Annotated in this window: 21 protein-coding genes and 2 tRNA genes; 19 read left to right on the top strand and 4 right to left on the bottom strand. The window is 67.8% G+C overall.

Going from position 1 to position 19,090, the window contains the following annotated elements; genetic code table 11:
• Positions 1-697: 697 nt before the first annotated feature.
• The 7 genes from ACJ4V0_RS09830 to ACJ4V0_RS09860 all read left to right on the top strand — a co-directional run bounded on the left by ACJ4V0_RS09830 (position 698) and on the right by ACJ4V0_RS09860 (position 6,079).
• Complete coding sequence (locus tag ACJ4V0_RS09830; protein ID WP_448299400.1) at positions 698-1,066, top strand: Hpt domain-containing protein; 369 nt, start codon at positions 698-700, stop codon at positions 1,064-1,066.
• 168 nt (positions 1,067-1,234) lie between these two features.
• Positions 1,235-1,555 carry a 2Fe-2S iron-sulfur cluster-binding protein gene (locus ACJ4V0_RS09835; protein WP_448299401.1) on the top strand — a complete coding sequence of 107 codons (321 nt, stop codon included), beginning with the start codon at positions 1,235-1,237 and terminating at the stop codon, positions 1,553-1,555.
• Positions 1,556-1,669: 114 nt separating this feature from the next.
• Positions 1,670-2,554 (top strand): DMT family transporter, encoded by an 885-nt coding sequence (locus ACJ4V0_RS09840; RefSeq protein ID WP_448299402.1) that lies wholly within the window; start codon positions 1,670-1,672, stop codon positions 2,552-2,554.
• Between the two features lie 71 nt (positions 2,555-2,625).
• A complete protein-coding gene (locus ACJ4V0_RS09845; protein WP_448299403.1) occupies positions 2,626-3,150 on the top strand; it encodes a SixA phosphatase family protein in 525 nt (174 codons plus the stop codon).
• Entirely contained in the window at positions 3,151-4,587 is a 1,437-nt protein-coding gene (locus ACJ4V0_RS09850) for a YcjX family GTP-binding protein (RefSeq protein WP_448299404.1), read from the top strand.
• Positions 4,584-5,582, top strand: coding sequence for a YcjF family protein (locus tag ACJ4V0_RS09855; RefSeq protein WP_448299405.1), 999 nt, complete (start codon positions 4,584-4,586; stop codon positions 5,580-5,582). The genes ACJ4V0_RS09850 and ACJ4V0_RS09855 overlap by 4 nt, the downstream gene beginning before the upstream one ends.
• A gap of 62 nt (positions 5,583-5,644) precedes the next feature.
• Positions 5,645-6,079 carry a universal stress protein gene (locus tag ACJ4V0_RS09860; RefSeq protein ID WP_448299406.1) on the top strand — a complete coding sequence of 145 codons (435 nt, stop codon included), beginning with the start codon at positions 5,645-5,647 and terminating at the stop codon, positions 6,077-6,079.
• Here ACJ4V0_RS09860 and ACJ4V0_RS09865 read toward each other — a convergent pair.
• Positions 6,060-6,695, bottom strand: a complete 636-nt coding sequence (locus tag ACJ4V0_RS09865; RefSeq protein ID WP_448299407.1) for a hypothetical protein — start codon at positions 6,693-6,695, stop codon at positions 6,060-6,062. The genes ACJ4V0_RS09860 and ACJ4V0_RS09865 overlap by 20 nt on opposite strands.
• A 187-nt stretch (positions 6,696-6,882) precedes the next feature.
• On the opposite strand from ACJ4V0_RS09865, the gene ACJ4V0_RS09870 reads away from it, so the two are divergent.
• Both ACJ4V0_RS09870 and ACJ4V0_RS09875 read left to right on the top strand, forming a co-directional pair.
• Entirely contained in the window at positions 6,883-8,130 is a 1,248-nt protein-coding gene (locus ACJ4V0_RS09870; protein ID WP_448299408.1) for a flavin-dependent oxidoreductase, read from the top strand.
• The gene (locus tag ACJ4V0_RS09875) at positions 8,127-9,077 is read left to right on the top strand and encodes a DMT family transporter (RefSeq protein ID WP_448299409.1); all 951 of its coding nucleotides are present in this window, start codon (positions 8,127-8,129) and stop codon (positions 9,075-9,077) included. The genes ACJ4V0_RS09870 and ACJ4V0_RS09875 overlap by 4 nt, the downstream gene beginning before the upstream one ends.
• 165 nt (positions 9,078-9,242) lie before the next feature.
• Here the strand turns inward: ACJ4V0_RS09875 and ACJ4V0_RS09880 are convergent, their stop codons facing one another.
• Positions 9,243-9,698: a cupin domain-containing protein gene (locus ACJ4V0_RS09880; protein ID WP_448299410.1), complete on the bottom strand. Its 456-nt coding sequence runs from the start codon at positions 9,696-9,698 to the stop codon at positions 9,243-9,245.
• A 189-nt stretch (positions 9,699-9,887) separates the two neighbouring features.
• Between ACJ4V0_RS09880 and ACJ4V0_RS09885 the strand changes: the two genes are divergently transcribed.
• Positions 9,888-10,568: a DUF2848 domain-containing protein gene (locus ACJ4V0_RS09885; RefSeq protein WP_448299411.1), complete on the top strand. Its 681-nt coding sequence runs from the start codon at positions 9,888-9,890 to the stop codon at positions 10,566-10,568.
• Between the two features lie 70 nt (positions 10,569-10,638).
• Here the strand turns inward: ACJ4V0_RS09885 and hmgA are convergent, their stop codons facing one another.
• Positions 10,639-12,003, bottom strand: coding sequence for a homogentisate 1,2-dioxygenase (hmgA, locus tag ACJ4V0_RS09890; protein ID WP_448299412.1), 1,365 nt, complete (start codon positions 12,001-12,003; stop codon positions 10,639-10,641).
• A 96-nt stretch (positions 12,004-12,099) separates the two neighbouring features.
• On the bottom strand, positions 12,100-13,326 hold the full coding sequence (locus ACJ4V0_RS09895; RefSeq protein WP_448299413.1) for an MFS transporter: 1,227 nt from the start codon (positions 13,324-13,326) through the stop codon (positions 12,100-12,102).
• Positions 13,327-13,477: 151 nt separating this feature from the next.
• On the opposite strand from ACJ4V0_RS09895, the gene ACJ4V0_RS09900 reads away from it, so the two are divergent.
• The 9 genes from ACJ4V0_RS09900 (at position 13,478) to rplL (ending at position 18,835) form a co-directional block, all read left to right on the top strand.
• A tRNA-Gly gene (locus ACJ4V0_RS09900) sits at positions 13,478-13,551 on the top strand.
• Positions 13,552-13,680: 129 nt separating this feature from the next.
• Positions 13,681-14,871, top strand: a complete 1,191-nt coding sequence (gene tuf / locus ACJ4V0_RS09905) for an elongation factor Tu (protein ID WP_448299414.1) — start codon at positions 13,681-13,683, stop codon at positions 14,869-14,871.
• A 43-nt stretch (positions 14,872-14,914) separates the two neighbouring features.
• Positions 14,915-14,990: transfer RNA gene (locus ACJ4V0_RS09910), tRNA-Trp, on the top strand.
• A gap of 224 nt (positions 14,991-15,214) precedes the next feature.
• Entirely contained in the window at positions 15,215-15,412 is a 198-nt protein-coding gene (gene secE, locus ACJ4V0_RS09915) for a preprotein translocase subunit SecE (RefSeq protein ID WP_448299415.1), read from the top strand.
• Positions 15,413-15,424: 12 nt separating this feature from the next.
• Entirely contained in the window at positions 15,425-15,955 is a 531-nt protein-coding gene (gene nusG / locus ACJ4V0_RS09920; protein ID WP_448299416.1) for a transcription termination/antitermination protein NusG, read from the top strand.
• A 181-nt stretch (positions 15,956-16,136) separates the two neighbouring features.
• The gene (gene rplK / locus ACJ4V0_RS09925) at positions 16,137-16,565 is read left to right on the top strand and encodes a 50S ribosomal protein L11 (RefSeq protein WP_444749725.1); all 429 of its coding nucleotides are present in this window, start codon (positions 16,137-16,139) and stop codon (positions 16,563-16,565) included.
• Positions 16,566-16,568: 3 nt separating this feature from the next.
• Entirely contained in the window at positions 16,569-17,261 is a 693-nt protein-coding gene (rplA, locus tag ACJ4V0_RS09930; protein ID WP_448299417.1) for a 50S ribosomal protein L1, read from the top strand.
• 629 nt (positions 17,262-17,890) lie between these two features.
• Positions 17,891-18,409, top strand: coding sequence for a 50S ribosomal protein L10 (rplJ, locus tag ACJ4V0_RS09935; protein ID WP_448299522.1), 519 nt, complete (start codon positions 17,891-17,893; stop codon positions 18,407-18,409).
• Positions 18,410-18,457: 48 nt separating this feature from the next.
• Positions 18,458-18,835, top strand: coding sequence for a 50S ribosomal protein L7/L12 (gene rplL, locus ACJ4V0_RS09940; RefSeq protein WP_448299418.1), 378 nt, complete (start codon positions 18,458-18,460; stop codon positions 18,833-18,835).
• Positions 18,836-19,090 lie beyond the last annotated feature (255 nt).

The raw sequence follows: 19,090 nt of genomic DNA on the forward strand, positions 1-19,090 counted from the left end.
CTTGAGACTGCCGACTGGCCATCTTCCATCAATGGCCAGGTCCCAAGTGCCTCTTGGACGCAACGACCACGGATGGCAGACAACAGTCCGCCGCAGCGTGTAATCTACCGGCGGGTCCTAAGGAATGAAACCTGCCGGACCAGCAGTTTCGGATTCATCGTTAACGGATGAGTAACCATGACTGATCAGGGGGCCGGGCGGAAAGTCGGGAAGAAGCCGGGTGCCGCAGCGTCTTCCTCGGCCCGGCCGACGGAGCCACAGCGGCGCTGGCTCGCGCGCGGGGTTGATCAGCCCGGTGGAAAACTCCCGCTGTTCGACGTCCACGGGCGCGAGGTGCCGCATGCCACCATCCGCGCCTGCCTGGATGCCGGATGGGCCGAACCCTGGTTCGCCAATCCTGTGAGGCCGGACTGGCTCGTCTGCAAGCTGACGGCCGAGGGCTACCGGGCCGTCGGTCGGACGCCACCGGCCGCTCCCGGTCGCCCGGGTTGAACGGCGGGCGCTGCAGTTCCGCATCCTCGCGCATTTACGCCCGGTCAACCGCGTCGCCTGAATCCATTTCTCGGGCCGTCCGCTTTAACCTCGCTTTCGCCGCTGCCGCGCCATGGTTGGCTCACAGGGGAGCGGGGAGGATCAACCTCCTCCAACGACAACACGCCCAGGACGGGTGTTGAGTCACACAGGGGACACTATGACCATGGCGCGTATCATGTCGGACGACATTCCGGGCGGCGGCCTTCCCGTCGATCTCACCCATCTCTCGCGACAGACCTTCGGCGACCACAGCCTCGAGCGCGAGGTTCTGGCTCTCTTCGAGCGTCAGTCGCGCACCATGCTGGAGCGTTTGCGCAACGCCACCTCGGCGAAGAGTTGGGCCGAAGCGGCCCACACGCTGAAGGGCTCGGCGCTCGGCATCGGCGCCTTCGGGGTCGCGCAGGCGGCCGAGGCCGTCGAATGCGATCAGGTCGACCATCTCTCGTCGCGTGCCTGGGACGATCTCGGGCGGCTGGAGAAGGCGGTGGCCGAGGCCAACGGCTTCATCTCGCACCTGCTCGAAGCGGCCTGAACACGTCCCGGCGCCGAGGCCGGGCGGCCATGCGCCGTCGGCCTCTGGCGCGCGGCTGCGCCTTTCGCTATGTCAACGCCATCCGGGACCGCCGCGACATCCAAGCGGCGGTTTCTCTTTGTCGGGCGCCGGAGCGGCGCCGGCAGGTGCTGCGAGCGCGAGGAGCCGATGCCCCAGATCACCTTCATCAACCATGCGGGCGAGAAGCGCACGGTCGACGCCGCCGTCGGAGCGACGGTCATGGAAGCGGCCATCAAGAACGGCATTCCGGGCGTGGTCGCCGAATGCGGCGGCGCCTGCGCCTGCGCCACCTGCCACGTCTATGTCGACGATGCCTGGTCGGCCAGGACCGGCGAGCCGTCCCACATGGAGGAGGACATGCTCGATTTCGCCTTCGACGTGAAGCCGACGTCGCGGCTGTCCTGCCAGATCAAGGTGACCGAGGCACTGGACGGTCTCGTCATCCATACGCCCGAGCGCCAGGGCTGAGGCCGCAGGCCGGCCGGTCAAGGGCCGACCGGTGCAGGGGCATCATGCCCCGCGCGGACTTGGCAGTCGTCGCAATCCCGGTAGATGTCGGGGAACCGCGCGGAGACAAGCGCCATGCCCCCCCAGACGGCCGAGCGTCCGCTCGCCGCCATCGCCGCGCAGTTCGTCTGCTTCACGCTCGTGTCGGTCGCCGACACGATCCTGAAGATCATCGTGGCGGAACTGCCGAGCTGGCAGATCATGGCGATGCGCAGCGCCTTCGGCCTCGCCATCCTGACACCGATCATCCTGGTCCAGGTGGCGCGCGGCCGCGCCACGATCCTCACCCGGCGCCCCGGCGCCCATCTCTTCCGCGCCAGCCTCTCGGCGGTGTCCGTCTTCGCCTATTTCGAGGCGCTGCGGGAGCTCGACCTGCCGGTTGCCACCGCCATCCTCTTCGTCACGCCCTTCTTCGTGGTGGCTCTCTCCGGCCTTGTGCTGCGCGAGCCCGTCGGCCTGAACCGCTGGATCGCCGTCGCCATCGGCTTTCTCGGCGCGCTCGTCATCATCCGGCCGGGCCCGGAGGGCGTCTCCATCGCCGCGCTGCTCGCGGTCCTGTCGGCGGCGACCTGGGGAGCCGCCATGGTGGCGATCCGCAATCTCGGCAAGACCGAGGGAACGCTGTCGATCCTGTTCTACTTCAACCTCTTCATCTGCCTCATCGCGCTCGGCTTCGCGCTGCCGAACTGGCAGCCGGTGCCGCTCTGGCTCGTCGCCGTCATCGGTCTCAATGCGGCCATCCAGCTCGTCGCCCAGTCCTTCATGCTGATGGCCTTCCGCTTCGCCTCCGCTTCGGTCTCGGCGCCGGTCCAGTACACCCAGCTTCTCTGGTCGGTGGCGGCGGGCTGGTTCATCTTCTCCGTCATTCCCGGCCCGCAGGTCTTCCTCGGCGCCGCCATCATCGTGGCGAGCGGGCTCTACCTGATCCTGTCGGAACGGCGCGCCGCCTCGCGTCGGTGACAGCCGCCCGCGGCCGGCCCTTGTCCATCGGCGGGCGAGGGGGCACATGTTGGAGCATCGCGAGGAGAACCATGCGCCGGCTGATCCTGCTGAGGCACACCAAGTCGGACTGGCCGGCCGGACTGGTGGATCATGATAGGCCCCTGGCGGGGCGCGGACGACGCGCGGCACCGCTCATGGGCCGGGTTCTCGTCGATCGCGGCCTGATCCCCGACAAGGTCATCGTCTCGACGGCCACCCGGACCGTCGAGACCTGGACCCTGGCGAGCGTCGGGCTCGTGCGCCTGCCCGCGGGTGAACAGGACACACGCATCTACGAGGCGCCGGCCTGGATGCTGGCCAATGTCATCCGCGAGACCGACGAGGATGTCGCCACGCTCCTGCTCGTCGGACACAATCCGGGCATCGAGACGCTCGCGGAAGACCTCGTCGCCCACGGCCCCAGGGACCAACGCCAGCGGATGTCACGGAAATATCCGACCGGCGGGCTCGCGGTGATCGACTGCGCCATCGACAGTTGGCGGGATCTCGCGCCCGGCTGCGGCACGCTCGTCTCGTTCACCGTGCCGCGCGATCTCGACAGCGAGGCCGAGTAGATGGTCTGGACCGGCTGGCTGAACGAAACGCGGCTAGCGGCGCGGTCGCTCACGGCCTATGCGACCGACTGGGCCAACCCGACGCTGCGGCTCGGCGTCACCGGCCTGTCGCGCTCCGGCAAGACGGTGTTCATTACCGCGCTGGTGCATGGCCTGCTGACCGCGGCGCGCTGGCCGGTCTTCGAGGCGCAGGCGCAGGGCCGGATCGCCCGCGTGCGACTGGAGCCGCAGCCCGACGACGGCATCCCGCGCTTTCCCTACGAGGATCATCTTCAGACCCTGACCGGGCCGCGGGAATGGCCGGAAGGCACCAAGCGCATCAGCGAGATCCGCCTTGCGATCGATTTCGCCTCCAACTCCGGCTTCTTCCGCGGCAGCGAGAAGACGCTGACGCTGGATATCGTCGACTATCCCGGCGAATGGCTCCTCGACCTGCCGCTGCTGGCCCAGACCTATTCAGAATGGTCGCGCCGCAGCATCGAGGCGGCGCGCCGGCCGCCGCGCGCGGCGCTTTCGGCCGAGTGGCTGGCGGCGAGCGCCGAGATCGACGCGTTCGGCAAGGGCGCCGAGAGCGATGCCCGGCGGCTTGCCGACAAGTTCACCCGCTATCTGAAGTCCTGCCGTGACGAGCGCGTGTCGCTGTCGACCCTGCCGCCGGGGCGCTTTCTGATGCCCGGCGAGATGGAGGGTTCGCCGGCGCTCACCTTCGCGCCGCTCGACCTCGCCGGCCGCGAACCGGCAGGCGACAGTCTCGCGAGCCTGATGGAGAAGCGCTTCGAGAGCTACAAGCGCCTCGTCGTCATGCCCTTCTACGCCAATCATTTCGCCACGCTCGACCGTCAGGTGGTGCTCGTTGACGCGCTCGCCGCCCTCAATGCCGGCCCTGATGCGCTGGCGGACCTGGAACTGGCGCTCGCCGACGTGCTCACCGCCTTCAGACCCGGCGCCAATTCGATCCTGTCGTCCATCCTGTCGCGGCGGATCGACCGCATCCTCTTCGCCGCCACCAAGGCCGACCATCTCCACCAGACCAGCCACGACCGGCTCGAAGCGCTGCTGAAGCGCCTCACAGACCGCGCCATCCGCCGCGCCGAGTTCGCCGGCGCGCGGGTGGATGCGGTGGCGCTGGCCTCTCTCCGCGCCACCCGCGAGACGACGGTGACGCGCAAGGGGCGCAGCCTCGCCTGCATCGTCGGCGCGCCGCTGGCCGGCGAACAGGCCGGCGGCCAGACCTTCGACGGCGCCGAGGATGTGGCGGTGTTTCCCGGCGAGCTTCCCGCCGATCCTACGGGCCTCTTCTCCGGGCCTGCGGCCTTCCGCGGCGAGGACTACCGTTTCGTCCGCTTCCTGCCGCCGAAGGCCGATGCGACCCAGCCGCTGCCGCATATCCGGCTCGACCGGGCTGTCGAGTTCCTCATCGGAGACCGCCTGGCATGAGCAGGACCCCGTCCCAGAAGCCGCAGGTCTTCCGCCTCGACTCCGGCGATGTGGAGATCGCGCCGCCGAGCGATGCGCCGGTGCCGGCATCCAGCGCCGACGTGCCGCCGGATGTGGCGCCGCCGCCGCCCCCGCCGGCGACCAGCCTCTGGTCCCGCCTGTTCTGGGCCGGGCTCGGCGGCCTCCTGTCGCTGGCCTTCGGCATCGCCGTCTCCACCCTGATCGACGACCTGTTCACCCGCGCCCAGTGGCTCGGCTGGGTCGGGGTTGCCGCGCTGGTGCTGTTCCTGGTCGGAGGGCTGGTCCTGCTCGGCCGCGAGATCTTCGCGCTGCGCAGCCTCGCGCGCCTCGACACGCTGCGCGAGCGCGCCGCCAGGGCGCTGCTCGACAGGGACGACCGCGCGGCGGCCGCGGTCGCCGCCGACCTCATCGCCGCCATGGCGGGCAATGCCCGGACGGCACGCGGCCGCGCGGCGGTAACTGCTGCCTTCGCCGACGGCATCGTCGACGGCGCCCAGCGCCTGCGCATCGTCGAGCGCGAGATCCTCGAGCCGCTGGACCGCGAGGCGACGCGGCTGGTGGCGGAGGCGGCCCGCCGGGTCTCGGTCGTGACGGCGATCAGCCCGCGCGCGGCGGTTGACCTCGCCATGGTCTTTGCGACCGCGGTGCGGCTCATCCGCCGCATCGCCGAACTCTATGGCGGACGACCCGGCACCTTCGGCATGGTCAAGCTGCTGCGCCACGTGCTGGCCCACATGGCGCTGACCGGCGGCATGGCGGCCGGCGACACGATCCTCGACCAGATCGTCGGCCACGGCCTTGCCGCCAGGCTGTCGGCCAAGCTGGGGGAGGGCGTCCTGAACGGTCTTCTGACCGCCCGCCTGGGGATCACAGCCATCGCGGTGACGCGGCCGCTGCCCTATATCGGCGCGCCGCGACCCGATGTGCGCGATCTCGTCGGCGACGTCCTCAGCCGCGGCGACCCGAAGGCTTGACGCGCCTCAAGGACAGGCAGCGGCGTCGGTGGCATGAAGACGGCAACCATCGGAGGCTGCCCATGTTTCGCACCATTCTCTGCCCCGTCGATCCGACCGAACCCGGCCTGGAACAGAAGGCCCTGTCGGTCGCCCGCCAGCTCGCCGACCTCAACGGCTCGACGATGATCCTGCTTGCGGTCGTTCCCGACATGCCTGTCATGGCGGCCGAATACCTGCCGCAGGACTTCCACAAGAGGCAGTTGAAGGAGACGCAGGAGGCGCTTGCCGCGCTGACCGCCGATCTCGGTCTGCCGGCTGACCGCGTGAAGGTGAAGGTCCGCCTCGGCCGGCCCTATCACGAGATCCTCGAAGAGGCGGAGACCTCCAAGGTCGACCTCATCGTCATGGCCTCGCACAAGCCGCGGCTGGCGACCTATCTCCTCGGCTCCAACGCGGCGCATGTCGTGCGCCACGCCAAGTGTTCGGTCATGGCGCTCAGGCCCGAGGCGGCGTGACGACCGGCAGCAGGATCGCCGGCGGATTCAGCGGGTCGAAGTCATCGGGGCGGTTCTTGGTCAGCCAGAGCGACATCTGCCAGACCGTGTAGCCGCCGATGAAGACGACGAGGCCCATCAGGCCCCAGTTGACGGCGCGGATCGCCTGGTAGGCCAGATAGGTGAGGGAAAAGGCGAGACCCATCGTCGTCGCGGCGATGATCGCATAGCGCCAGGCGGGCTCGCCGGCGATGAAGCGCGCCTTGGGCGATGTTCTGGCGATCGTTGCGCACAGTTCCCTGACGAAGGCGGCGAAGGGCGCGTCATGCGCCTCGATCTCGACCATGCCGCGCCACGACACGTTGGAAAACCAGATTCTCTGGCCGAGCCGCTGGCGCACCTCCAGCCGGTAGCGGCGGGTGTAGAGATTGGCCGGACGGAAGACGAGCCGGACGCTGTCGATCTGGTGCAGGGGCAGGCGCCCGGACGAGCGCCCGTCCGACCAGACGAGGTCGCGCTCCTCGATGGTGAAATGGATTTCAGGGCCGACCAGCTTCGGCCGATGGCGGAAGGTGGGGCGCCCCTCGTGGTCGAGCCAGAGGGCCGGATCGTATGTGGTTGTCTCGGGCGCGGTCATGGCGCGTCTCTACACGGGACGTGGCAGGGACGGAAGGCACGGCCTGACACCGCGTAACCTTACCATCAGAAGGGCCTCATCCGGCGCGGTTCGGAACCCTCTTCCCGCTTCGGCGGTATTGCGCGGCCTCGCCCGGCAAGCCATGATCCGCGCTTGGTTTTTTCGCCTTCGCGTCGGGGAGTGTTCCATGAAGGCCATCATCGTCGGCGGCGGCGTCGGGGGATTGACCACCGCGCTGATGCTCGCCGAACGCGGCATCGGCTGCGAGGTCTACGAGCAGGCCACCGAGATCCGCGAACTCGGGGTCGGCATCAACACCCTGCCGCATGCCATCAAGGAACTGGCGGGGCTCGGCCTCCTGCAGCGGCTCGACGATGTCGCCATCCGCACCCACGAACTCATCTACACCAACCGCTTCGGCCAGGAGATCTGGCGCGAGCCGCGCGGCGTCGAGGCCGGCTTCGAGGTGCCACAGTTCTCGATCCACCGCGGGCGGCTGCAGACCGTCATCCACCAGGCGGTGAGGGCGCGGCTCGGCGAGAGCCGCATTTTCACCGGTCATCGCCTCGGCTCCTGGCGCGAGGATGAGAGCGGCGTCACCGCCTATTTCTTCGACCGTGAGGGCCGGCATGTCCGCACCGCGCGCGGCGACGTGCTGATCGGCGCAGACGGCATCCATTCCACCGTCCGTCGCTCGCTGTTCCCGGGCGAGGGCCCGCCGGCCTGGAACGGCATCATGCTCTGGCGCGGGGCCCTCGACTGGCCGGACTTCCTCACCGGGCGCTCGATGGTGATCGCCGGCGGCATGTGCGCCAAGCTCGTGATCTATCCGATCGCCGAGGGGCTCGCCCCCGGCCGCAAGCTCACCAACTGGGCCATCGCCGCCAAGATCGGCGAGAACAACGCGACGCCGCCGCGCCGCGAGGACTGGTCGCGGCCCGGCCGCTTCGAGGACATCGTGCCCTATCTCAAGCGTTTCTCGCTGCCCTATCTCGACGCCCAGCGCATGATCGAGGCGACGCCGGAGTTCTGGGAGTATCCGATGTGCGACCGCGACCCGCTGCCGCGCTGGAGCCATGGCCGGGTCACGCTGCTCGGCGATGCCGCCCATCCCATGTATCCGGTCGGCTCCAACGGCGCGTCGCAGGCGATCCTCGATGCGCGCTGCCTCGCAGACCTCCTCAAGAGCGCCGACCATCCGGTGCAGGCGCTGTGGGCCTATGAGCAGGAACGCCTGCCGCCGACCGCCCAGATCGTCCGTATGAACCGCAAGGGCGGACCGGAGGGCGTCATCGACGCGGTGGAGGACCGTGCGCCGGACGGCTTCACCGACATCGACACGGTGCTGTCCTTCGAGGAGCGCAAGGCCATCGTGCGCGGCTACGCCTCGACGGCCGGCTTCTCGCAGGAGAAGGTGAACCGCAAGGCGGCGTGACCGCCCTGACGGCTCTCGGCGCGCCTCCGCGCCGCATCGGACCCTGCATGATCGCCACTGCCCGCATGCGCGAGGCCGCGCTGCTCCTCACCGGCTGCGGTCTCTGCCTCGGCGCCACTTTCCCGCTGCAGAAGCTGGCGGCGGGCGCCGGCATCCAGCCCGCCTCGTGGGTCTTCCTCTCCACCCTCGGTGCGAGCCTCATCCTGACCATCGGCGCCATCGCCAAGGGCAAGCCCCCTTCGGGCGGGCACCTCGTCTACTACTTCGTCGCCGCGCTGATCTCCTTCGCCCTGCCCAACCTCATCGTCTTCGTGGTGATCCCGAAGATCGGCGCCGGTCTGACGGCGGTGATGTTCGCGCTCTCGCCGATCATGACGCTGACCATCGCATCGCTTGTCGCGCGCCGATGGCCGGACCGGCTCGGCACGCTCGGCATCGCCATCGGCCTGGCCGGCGTGCTGGTCATCATCGCCTTCCGGGGCGATGCGGGCGGAGCGGACGCCTCGCTCGGATGGGTGCTGCTGGGCCTGGCGATCCCCGTCTGCCTCGCGTCCGGCAACGTGTATCGCTCGCACAACTGGCCGCCCGGCGCCGATCCGCTGGCGCTCGCCTCTGCGATCAACATCGCTGCGGCGGGGCTGCTTTTCGCGGCGGTCTTCGCCGGCGGGGAGGGGCTGCCGGGGCTGGCGGCGGTTCTCGGCGTCCCCGGGCTCATCGCTGCCCAGATCGTCGCCACCGGCGCGAACCTCGCCATGTTCTTTCGCCTGCAGCAGGTCGGCGGGCCGGTCTATCTCAGCCAGATCGGCTATGTGGCGGCAGCGGTGGGGCTCGTCGCCGGCACGGTGGTTCTCGGAGAGCGCTATCCGCCGGCGACGTGGGTCGGCGCCCTCGTGGTGGTGGCCGGCGTCGCGCTGGTCACCTGGTCGCAGGCCCGTTCAGGCCGCTAGGAGGGGCGGCGACCCTGCCCCTCGTCCCGTCGGTCGGCCTCTCATCACCCTCAGGGCACACTGACCGAACATAGGTCAAAGATGCCGGAACAGCGTGACCCTGTCAAGGCCTATTTTCCTACGATAGGAACGATGGCGAGTCTCGCCGCAACCGGCGGCCTGGCATCACGCTCCCGGAGGCGGCGGCAGGAACACGACCTCGTGCTTGGCCGACAGCGCCACCACGGCGTCCGGGGTCTGCTCGGCGAGCGAATGGATGCCCCAGAACAGGTCGTAGAGCCGGCGGGTCGGCGAGACCCAGAAGAAGCACTTCACCGTCTGGTCGGTCTTGTTGAAGATGCCGTGCGACAGGCCCATCGGAAGGCGGATCAGGTCGCCGGTGGTGGCGACGAATTCCTTGCCCTCCAGCACGAGGTCGAAGCGGCCCTCGAGCATGTAGATGAACTCATCCTGGGTGGGGTGGATGTGCGGCGGCACGAAGGTGCCGGGCGGGAAGGTGGCGTGCCAGGACATGGAGGTCTCGCTGACCTGCTTGGGCACATAGGTCTGGCCGAGAATGTTCCAGACGATCCCGTCGATCCCCGTTCCGGCCTTGGTGATGCCGGCGCTCATCGGCTGCATGGTCGTTCCCTTCCCAAAGGTTCGGCGCGGATCAAACCGCATGACTCCGGCGACGGCAACAGCGACGCGCCGTTAAGCTTAGCGCGACTGCCCTGCAGGCTTGCGACAGGCGGGACGCGTCGGGACGGATGGCGCCGCGCCGCCGGTCGCGCTATCCGTGATCTCCTGCCTCCGAGGACCTGTCCTGCCATGCTGACCTTCACCCGCCATGCCGCCGGCCGCTCCGACCGCATCTCCCTCGAACTCGAGACGCTGGTGATCGCCGGCTGGGCGGGTCGCGACGAGGCGGCGATCCAGCACCACATTCACGAACTCGCCGCCATCGGCGTGCCGCCCCCCTCGTCGGTGCCGGTCTTCTATCGCGGCGCGGCCTCGCTGGTGACGCAGAGCCGCCGTGTGGAGGTGCTCGGTCCCGACTCCTCCGGCGAGATCGAGCCGGTCATCGTTTCGCTCGCCGACGGGCTGTGGGTGACGGTCGGCTCCGACCACACAGACCGCAAGGCCGAGACCTACGGCATCGCCTTGTCGAAGCAGATGTGCGCCAAGCCGGTCGGCACCATGCTGTGGCGCTACGAGGAGGTCGCGCCGCATTGGGACGAGCTCATCCTGCGCGCCCACGCCGTCATCGGGGGCGAGCGGGTGCTCTACCAGGAGGGCGCGCTGGCGGCGCTGCGGCCGCCTTCCGACCTCATCGGCAAGTGGACGGGCCGCGATACGCTGCTGCCGGCCACGCTGATGTTCGGTGGCACGCTCGGGGCGATCGGCGGCATCCGCCCGGCGGCGCGCTTCGAGATGGAACTGGTCGACCCCGTCCTCAAGCGCGCCATGTCGCACGCCTACGACGTCGTCGACCTGCCGGTTGTCAGCTGAGCTGGCGGCAGTCGGCAATCGCCAGGAGGCAATCGGGATTTCGACTGCCGACTGCCCAAGGCCGACTGCCTCACTTCGGCTCCTTGCGCGTCGGGTCGAAGTGCTTCTTCAGGTCCTTCCAGCAGTCGGTGTAGTTCGGCTGCAGGGTCGACAACTCGCTCGCCCATTTCGTCACGCGCTGCGGAAAGCGCGTCTCGAACATGAAGGCCATGGTGCCGGTCAGCTTGTGCGGCTTCAACTCCACATTGCTGGCGTGCTCGAAGGCGGTCATGTCCGGCCCGTGCGGCAGCATGCAGTTGTGCAGGCTCATGCCGCCGGGCACGAAGCCCTCGGGCTTGGCGTCATAGACGCCATAGATCAGCCCCATGAACTCGCTCATCAGGTTGCGATGATACCAGGGCGGGCGGAACGTGTTCTCGCCCACCATCCACCGCTCGGGGAAGATGACGAAGTCGATGTTGGCGGTGCCCGGCGTCTCGGACGGCGCCGTCATCACCGTGAAGATCGACGGATCGGCATGGTCGAACAGGATCGGCCCGACCGGCGAGAAGTGCCTCAGGTTGTACTTGTAGGGGTAGTAGTTGCCGTGCCAGGCGACGACATCGAGCGGCGACTGGTCGATGGTGGCGGCATAGAGCTCGCCGCCCCACTTGGCATAGAGGGTGGAGGGGACCTCGCGGTCCTCGTAGGCGGCCACGGGTGTCAGGAAATCGCGGGAATTGGCGAGGCAGTTGGCGCCGATCGGGCCGCGGTCGGGCACGGTGAAGGCGCCGCCGTAATTCTCGCAGACATAGGCGCGGGCCGGACCGTTCACGAGCTCGACCTTGAAGACGATGCCGCGCGGGATGACGCAGATCTCGCCGGGCTCGATCTCGATGACGCCGAACTCGGTGAGGAAGCGCAGGCTGTTCTCCTGCGCGACGATCAGAAACTCGCCGTCGCAGTTGAAGAAATACTCGTCGCCCATCGACTGCGTGACCACCAGGACATGGGCGGCCATGCCGACCTGCGTGTCGGAATCACCCGCCGTGGTGACGGTCCACAGGCCGGTGGCGAAGGTCACGGGATCGGTGGGCAGCGGCGTTGGATCCCAGCGCAACTGGTCGATCGGAAGCGCGCTCTCGTTGCGCGCATCGGGCGCCGTGCGAGTGAGGCCCTTGTCGATCCTCCGGAAACGGCCGGAGTGCTTCACCGACGGGCGGATGCGGTAGAGCCAAGAGCGCTGGTTGGTCGCCTGCGGGGCAGTGAAGGGCGAGCCGGAGAGCTGCTCGGCATAGAGGCCGTAGTTGCACTTCTGCGGCGAGTTGCGGCCGATCGGCAGGGCGCCCGCCAGCGCCTCGGTCTCGAAGGAATTGCCGAAGCCGGACATGTATTTCAGCGTGCCGCCGCCGCGGTCGTCGGTGGGCACGAAGCCGGTGACATATTGCAGGGTCATGGGGCGTTCCTCCGGTTCGTTGTTCTGATCCGTATAGTTGCGGTCGCAACTATCGTCAAACGCGAGTTCCGTGCGGTTCACCAGGCTGGGGTCGCGTCAGGCCGTGGCGTCGCTGCGGAACCGCCGCTCCAGCATGGACATCGTGCCGAGCGCGGCAAGGGCCGCCCCGAAGGCCAGGATGAGCGTGGGTGTCGGGCCCCAGTGGCGCATGACGAAGGCGAAGACCATGGGCGACATGGCGAAGACGATGTTCTGCGGCAGGCTGAGCCAGCCGTTCATCGTGGCATAGGTCTCGCGGCCGAACAGGGCGAGGGGGGCGACGTTGCGAACCACGGTCATCGCGCCGGCCGCCATGCCGTAGCCGAAGACGAAGGCCACCGCGACCACCGCCGATCCGGGACCGAGAACCGGCAGGCCCACGGCGATCGGCATGAGGGCGGCGGAGATCACGCCGACGGTGAGGATGCCGAGCGAGCGCCCGAACAGCATTTCGGCGAGCCGTGCCGCCATCTGGGCAGGCCCCATCAGGCTGCCGACGAGGACCGCGAAGGTCACGGGATGCCCGAAGGCCTTGAGGATCTCCACCATCTGCAGGGGGAGCCCCCATGACACGAAGCCGGTGAGCGAGAAGGCCACCGCCATCAGGATGAAGGCCGAGCGCCTGCGCTCCTCGGTGAGCGGCGGGGGGCCGCGCGCCACCGTCGTGAGCCCGGTTTCGCGCCCCTCTCGCGTTTCCAGGGGCTTGACGAAGAGGGCATGCACCGGAACGCAGATGACGAGGTTGAAAAGGGCGAAGATGAGGCACATCGTCCGCCAGCCGTAGGCGGCGTCCAGCCAGGCCCCGAGCGGCCAGAAGATGGTCGAGGACAACCCGCCGAGCAGCATGAGCAGGCCGATGGCCTGTCGTGCCTTCGGGCCGGCAATCTGCGCCATGGCCGCGGCCGCGGCCTGTGTCAGGGCCAGCGGCATGCCGATGCCGATCAGCACCCAGCCGGCGAGGTAGCTCCACGTGCCCCGCGCATGGGCAATGACGAGGAGGGCGAGGAAGAAGGCGAGCGAGCCGGCGACCATCGGCCAGCGCGATCCCCTCGCATCGATGATGCGCCCGAGGCGCGGCGCGACCGCCGCGCTCACCAGCAGCATGACGGTGACGCCGCCGAAGATGGCTTCGGGCGGAATGGCGAGTTCCGCTCCCATCGGGCCGACCAGCATGGCCGGCAGCCAGAACGTCGTGCCCCAGCCAATGATCTGCGTGACCGCCAGCGGTGCGGCGAGGGGTGCGAGACGGATGCTGTCGGGCTTGAGGAGGGCGGGATCGGGCATGCATCACGGCGATGCGCCGCCATGGCCGCAGGGCGCAGATGCGGGATGGGAATGAAGCCGGCAATCCGTCGGGGCGACAAGGCTTTCCGGCGCACGGCAGACCGTCGCCTCTTGATCGCGGCGCGCAAATGTGGTCACTCGCCGATCCGGTGCGGGTATAGCTCAATGGTAGAGCAGCAGCCTTCCAAGCTGAATACGCGGGTTCGATTCCCGCTACCCGCTCCAAGCCTCTCCCGTTCCGGCAGATTGTCGCGCCCGCCGCTCACATTCGCTCTTGAACAGCGGCGCGAAAACCCGTAACCGACCGCCCACCGCGGGCACGCCCGTATTTTGGCAGCCGAAGGACCACGACCGATGGCCAAGGAAAAGTTCGAACGCAACAAGCCGCATTGCAACATCGGCACGATTGGTCACGTTGACCACGGCAAGACGTCGCTGACGGCTGCGATCACGAAGGTGCTGGCTGAGTCTGGCGGCGCGACGTTCACGGCCTATGACCAGATCGACAAGGCGCCGGAAGAGAAGGCGCGCGGCATCACGATCTCGACGGCTCACGTGGAGTACGAGACGAAGAACCGCCACTACGCCCACGTGGACTGCCCCGGCCACGCCGACTACGTGAAGAACATGATCACGGGCGCGGCGCAGATGGACGGCGCGATCCTGGTGGTGTCGGCGGCCGACGGCCCGATGCCGCAGACGCGCGAGCACATCCTTCTGGCCCGCCAGGTCGGCGTTCCGGCTCTGGTCGTGTTCATGAACAAGGTGGACATGGTCGACGACGCCGAGCTTCTGGAGCTGGTCGAGCTTGAGGTTCGCGAGCTTCTGTCGAAGTACGAGTTCCCGGGCGACGACATCCCGATCACCAAGGGTTCGGCGCTGTGCGCTCTCGAGGACCGTTCGCCGGAGATCGGCCGCGAGGCGATCATTGCGCTGATGGAGACGGTTGACGCCTACATCCCGCAGCCTGAGCGTCCGATCGACCAGCCCTTCCTGATGCCGGTCGAGGACGTGTTCTCGATCTCGGGCCGCGGCACGGTGGTGACCGGACGCGTCGAGCGCGGCATCGTGAAGGTTGGCGAGGAAATCGAGATCGTCGGCATCCGCGACACGCAGAAGACGGTGGTGACGGGCGTCGAGATGTTCCGCAAGCTGCTCGACCAGGGCCAGGCCGGCGACAACATCGGCGCGCTGCTGCGCGGCACGAAGCGCGAGGACGTGGAGCGCGGCCAGGTGCTGTGCAAGCCGGGTTCGGTGAAGCCGCACACGAAGTTCAAGGCCGAGGCCTACATCCTGACGAAGGAGGAGGGCGGCCGCCACACGCCGTTCTTCACCAACTACCGTCCGCAGTTCTACTTCCGCACCACCGACGTGACGGGCATCGTGACCCTTCCGGAGGGGACGGAGATGGTGATGCCGGGCGACAACATCGCCATGGAAGTGAGCCTGATCGTGCCGATCGCCATGGAGGAGAAGCTGCGCTTCGCCATCCGTGAGGGCGGCCGCACGGTTGGAGCTGGAGTGGTTGCGTCGATCATCGCGTGATTGATCGGACGGCCGTGGAGGGCTATATCCTCGGCGGTCCTCTAGGGGTTTAGCTCAGCTGGTAGAGCGGCGGTCTCCAAAACCGCAGGTCGTGGGTTCGAATCCCCCAGCCCCTGCCAATTTCGGAAAGGCCCGGTGCGACAAGCGCCGGGCCTTCTCCGTTCAGGCGTGCCTGCGCCACCGCTTTCCTTGACGGCCCCTCCCGTTTCGGGTAGCAGACGCCACTCCCTGCCGGCCCGGTAACGGACATCCGGCGGGACGCGCTTCCCTTTCTGTGGGCCGACGCGCCGGCTTTCGCCCCCAGAGGGCGGGAGCGGTGTGCGGCCCTGTCCGGATTCACACCATGGCCAAGACCAATCCCGTCGAGTTCATGCAGCAAGTCCGCCAGGAGGCCAACAAGGTCACCTGGCCGACCCGCAAGGAAGTCGGCATCTCCTCGATGATGGTCGTGATCTTCATGATCGTCTCGGCGATCTTCTTCTTCATCGCCGATTCGGCGATCCGCTGGGGCGTCCAGGCGCTCCTGTCGCTCGGCAGCTGAGGGAGCCCGTCCGTGGCGAAGCAGTGGTACGTGGTCCACGCCTATTCGAACTTCGAGAACAAGGTGGCCGAGGCCATCCGCGAAGGCGCGGCCCAGCGCGGCCTGTCTGAGCTGTTCGAGGACATCCTGGTGCCAAAGGAGCGCGTCACCGAGGTGCGCCGCGGCCGCAAGATCGACACCGAGCGCAAGTTCTTCCCCGGCTATGTCCTGGTGAAGATGGACATGACCGATCAGGCCTACCACCTGATCAAGAACACCCCGAAGGTCACCGGCTTCCTCGGCGCCGACAAGAAGCCGATGCCGATCCCGGAGGCCGAGGCGATGCGCATCGCCCAGCAGGTCCAGGAGGGCGTCGACCGCCCCAAGACCACGATCTCCTTCGAGGTCGGCGAGAAGGTGCGGGTCAACGACGGTCCCTTCGCCTCCTTCGAGGGCTTCATCGAGGAGGTCGACGACGGCCGCGCCCGCGTCAAGGTGGCGGTCTCGATCTTCGGCCGGCCGACGCCGGTGGAACTGGAATTCGGTCAGGTCGACAAGCTCTGACCCGATGCGCCGCCGGACTCGTCCGGCGGCCTGAACCGGATGCCCAAGGGTATCCGGCGGAGGTGCGGTTCGCCGCTCCTCCTTCACCCGTGGGAGGCGAGGGGAGGCGGTTCGCCATCCTTCCCGAACCCGACCACGAAACCCAACCGGCCGCCCGAAAAAGGCGCGTCAGGAGGATATCATGGCGAAGAAAATCGTCGGATTCATCAAGCTGCAGGTGCCGGCCGGGGCCGCTAACCCCGCCCCGCCGATCGGCCCCGCTCTCGGTCAGCGCGGCCTGAACATCATGGAATTCTGCAAGGCCTTCAACGCGAAGACCCAGCAGATGGAGAAGGGGATGCCGATTCCGGTCGTCATCACCGCCTACCAGGACCGTTCCTTCACCTTCGAGATGAAGCAGCCCCCCGTCACCTACTGGGTGAAGAAGGCCGCCAAGATCGACAAGGGCCACACGACCCCCGGCAAGGGCTTCATCGGCAAGATCACGCGCGCCCAGATCGCCGAGATCGCCAAGTCGAAGATGGTCGACATGAACTGCGACTCGGTCGAATCGGCCTCGTCGATGATCGAAGGCTCGGCCCGTTCCATGGGCCTTGAGGTGGTGGGGTAAGCCATGAGCGGAAAGCGCTATCGTAAGACCCTCGAGGGCATCGACGCCGCCAAGACCTATTCGATCGACGACGCGGTGAAGCTCGTGAAGGAGCGCGCCACGGCGAAGTTCGACGAGACCATCGAGATCGCGATGAATCTCGGCGTCGACCCGCGCCACGCCGACCAGATGGTCCGCGGCGTCTGCAACCTGCCGAACGGCTCCGGCCGGACCCTGCGCGTGGCGGTCTTCGCCCGCGGCGCCAAGGCCGACGAGGCCAAGGCGGCGGGTGCCGACATCGTCGGCGCCGAGGACCTGCTGGAGATCGTCCAGGGCGGCAAGATCGATTTCGATCGCTGCATCGCCACTCCGGACATGATGGGCCTCGTCGGCCGCCTCGGTAAGGTGCTGGGCCCGCGCGGCCTGATGCCGAACCCGAAGGTCGGCACCGTGACCATGGACGTGAAGTCGGCCGTCGCCGCCTCCAAGGGCGGTGCGGTGGAGTTCCGCGTCGAGAAGGCCGGCATCATCCACTCGGCCGTCGGCAAGGTGTCCTTCGACCAGGGCAAGCTGATCGAGAACATCAAGGCCTTCGCCGACGCCGTCGTGAAGGCCAAGCCGGCCGGCGCCAAGGGCAACTACGTCCAGAAGATCGCGATCTCCTCGACGATGGGTCCGGGCGTGAAGGTCGACCCGTCGAGTGTTCTGAACGCCTGATGATCCATGACGGGGCACGCGCCTTGCGCGTGTGCCCCGACAGGTCGCGCGTTCGGGACGCAGGCTTGCATGGGAAGCGGGGCGCGCCAAAAAAATCGCGTGCCCCACTTGGCAAGTGGAACAGCCTTTGCTAGACGACGCCGGCTAGGGGTGTGGGCAACCACGCCCTCATTGCGTTTGGGCTATGGATCGCGATTCGCCGGTTTGGGGTCGCGATCGTCGCAAAGGTCCGCGGATGCGGTCCGGGACCTCGATCAGGAGTCCGACACGAGTTTTGAAGAGCTTCCGCGCAGGGAAACCCGCGCGGCAAGGCCGGTGGAGTTGTCCCACAAGGGTCCGAGGACCCGGGACCGCGAGACCGGAATGTCCTGTCCGAGACTGCAGGCGAGGGGTCTTTCCCTCTTAATCGCCAAGCCTGCACAGACGGGTGAAGACCATTTCACCGGCGGCGACGCCGAGGGAAGGGTTCGAACTCAAGGCACCTCGGCCGGGGGATGTTTCATCCCGCGGTGTTCCAGAGGGGACAGGGCCGAACGCCGATCGTTCGGATGGCCGGCTCGCCGGCGCCGATGATCGGCAGGTGCAACCCGGGGTTTTCCGCAAGGAGGCCCCGACCAGAGAGAGCAAACGTGGATCGCACGGAAAAGAAGGAGCTGGTCGGCACGCTCAACGAGGTCTTTAAGACCTCCGGCGTCGTCGTCGTCGCTCACTATTCCGGCCTCACCGTCGCGCAGATGCAGGACCTTCGTCGCAAGATGAAGGCCCAGGGCGCGTCCGTGAAGGTCACAAAGAACCGCCTCGCCAAGATCGCTCTCGAAGGCACGGACGTCGCGTCGATCGGAGCCCTCCTGAAGGGCCCCACGATCCTGGCCATCAGCCATGATCCGGTCGCGGCACCGAAGGTCGCCTCCGACTTCGCCAAGGCCCATGACAAGTTTGTCATCCTTGGCGGCGCCATGGGGACCACTGCACTGAATGCGGACGGAGTGAAGGCTCTCGCCACACTGCCGTCGCTCGACGAACTGCGCGCCAAGCTCGTGGGCCTTATCCAGGCTCCCGCGACCAAGATCGCCCAGCTCTCGACCGCGCCCGCTGCCAAGCTGGCCCGCGTGTTCAACGCTTATGCCGACCGAGACAAGGCCGCGTGAGGCTTCTCTCACTCAAACCGGTTCGAACCGTTCAAAAGGAAAATGCAAATGGCTGATCTTGCCAAAATCGTCGACGAGCTGTCGTCGCTCACCGTTCTCGAGGCCGCCGAGCTCGCCAAGATGCTCGAAGAGAAGTGGGGCGTCTCCGCCGCTGCCGCTGTGGCCGTCGCTGCCGGCCCGGGCGCCGGCGCTGCCGCTGCCCCGGTCGAGGAGCAGACCGAGTTCACCGTGATGCTTGCCGCCACCGGCGACAAGAAGATCGAGGTGATCAAGGAAGTCCGCGCCATCACCGGCCTCGGCCTGAAGGAAGCCAAGGACCTCGTCGAGGGTGCTCCGAAGGCCGTCAAGGAAGGCGTTGGCAAGGACGAGGCCGAGAAGCTGAAGAAGCAGCTCGAGGCCGCCGGCGCCAAGGTCGAACTGAAGTGATTGTCTTCCGCGCGGGCGGCCTCCGGGTCGCCCGCGTGGATCCTTCCGGATCGGGCGACCGAACCGGAAGCCGCCATGCGGCGGGCGAGTAGAGATTGCGGGGCCGGAAGGCACCGCGTGTTCAACAGAGGTGTCAGCGTTTGACCGGACGGTCCAGGGTCGCCCATCGACCCGCATGTGGACCGTCCGGTCAGGCGTCTGCGACGGGAGCGGCTCCATCAAGCCCGCCCGCCGCTGGAACCAGGGCCGCCGCCG

This window comes from Phreatobacter aquiterrae, from assembly GCF_053471285.1.

Coding starts and splice junctions, on each gene's coding strand:
- ACJ4V0_RS09865 (WP_448299407.1), bottom strand. CDS start 6,695: ATGACCGCGCCCGAGACAACCACATACGATCCGGCCCTCTGGCTCGAC.
- rplK (WP_444749725.1), top strand. CDS start 16,137: ATGGCGAAGAAAATCGTCGGATTCATCAAGCTGCAGGTGCCGGCCGGG.
- ACJ4V0_RS09860 (WP_448299406.1), top strand. CDS start 5,645: ATGTTTCGCACCATTCTCTGCCCCGTCGATCCGACCGAACCCGGCCTG.
- ACJ4V0_RS09850 (WP_448299404.1), top strand. CDS start 3,151: ATGGTCTGGACCGGCTGGCTGAACGAAACGCGGCTAGCGGCGCGGTCG.
- ACJ4V0_RS09885 (WP_448299411.1), top strand. CDS start 9,888: ATGCTGACCTTCACCCGCCATGCCGCCGGCCGCTCCGACCGCATCTCC.
- ACJ4V0_RS09845 (WP_448299403.1), top strand. CDS start 2,626: ATGCGCCGGCTGATCCTGCTGAGGCACACCAAGTCGGACTGGCCGGCC.
- ACJ4V0_RS09830 (WP_448299400.1), top strand. CDS start 698: ATGGCGCGTATCATGTCGGACGACATTCCGGGCGGCGGCCTTCCCGTC.
- ACJ4V0_RS09895 (WP_448299413.1), bottom strand. CDS start 13,326: ATGCCCGATCCCGCCCTCCTCAAGCCCGACAGCATCCGTCTCGCACCC.
- hmgA (WP_448299412.1), bottom strand. CDS start 12,003: ATGACCCTGCAATATGTCACCGGCTTCGTGCCCACCGACGACCGCGGC.
- rplA (WP_448299417.1), top strand. CDS start 16,569: ATGAGCGGAAAGCGCTATCGTAAGACCCTCGAGGGCATCGACGCCGCC.
- tuf (WP_448299414.1), top strand. CDS start 13,681: ATGGCCAAGGAAAAGTTCGAACGCAACAAGCCGCATTGCAACATCGGC.
- ACJ4V0_RS09880 (WP_448299410.1), bottom strand. CDS start 9,698: ATGCAGCCGATGAGCGCCGGCATCACCAAGGCCGGAACGGGGATCGAC.
- secE (WP_448299415.1), top strand. CDS start 15,215: ATGGCCAAGACCAATCCCGTCGAGTTCATGCAGCAAGTCCGCCAGGAG.
- ACJ4V0_RS09870 (WP_448299408.1), top strand. CDS start 6,883: ATGAAGGCCATCATCGTCGGCGGCGGCGTCGGGGGATTGACCACCGCG.
- rplL (WP_448299418.1), top strand. CDS start 18,458: ATGGCTGATCTTGCCAAAATCGTCGACGAGCTGTCGTCGCTCACCGTT.
- ACJ4V0_RS09855 (WP_448299405.1), top strand. CDS start 4,584: ATGAGCAGGACCCCGTCCCAGAAGCCGCAGGTCTTCCGCCTCGACTCC.
- ACJ4V0_RS09835 (WP_448299401.1), top strand. CDS start 1,235: ATGCCCCAGATCACCTTCATCAACCATGCGGGCGAGAAGCGCACGGTC.
- ACJ4V0_RS09840 (WP_448299402.1), top strand. CDS start 1,670: ATGCCCCCCCAGACGGCCGAGCGTCCGCTCGCCGCCATCGCCGCGCAG.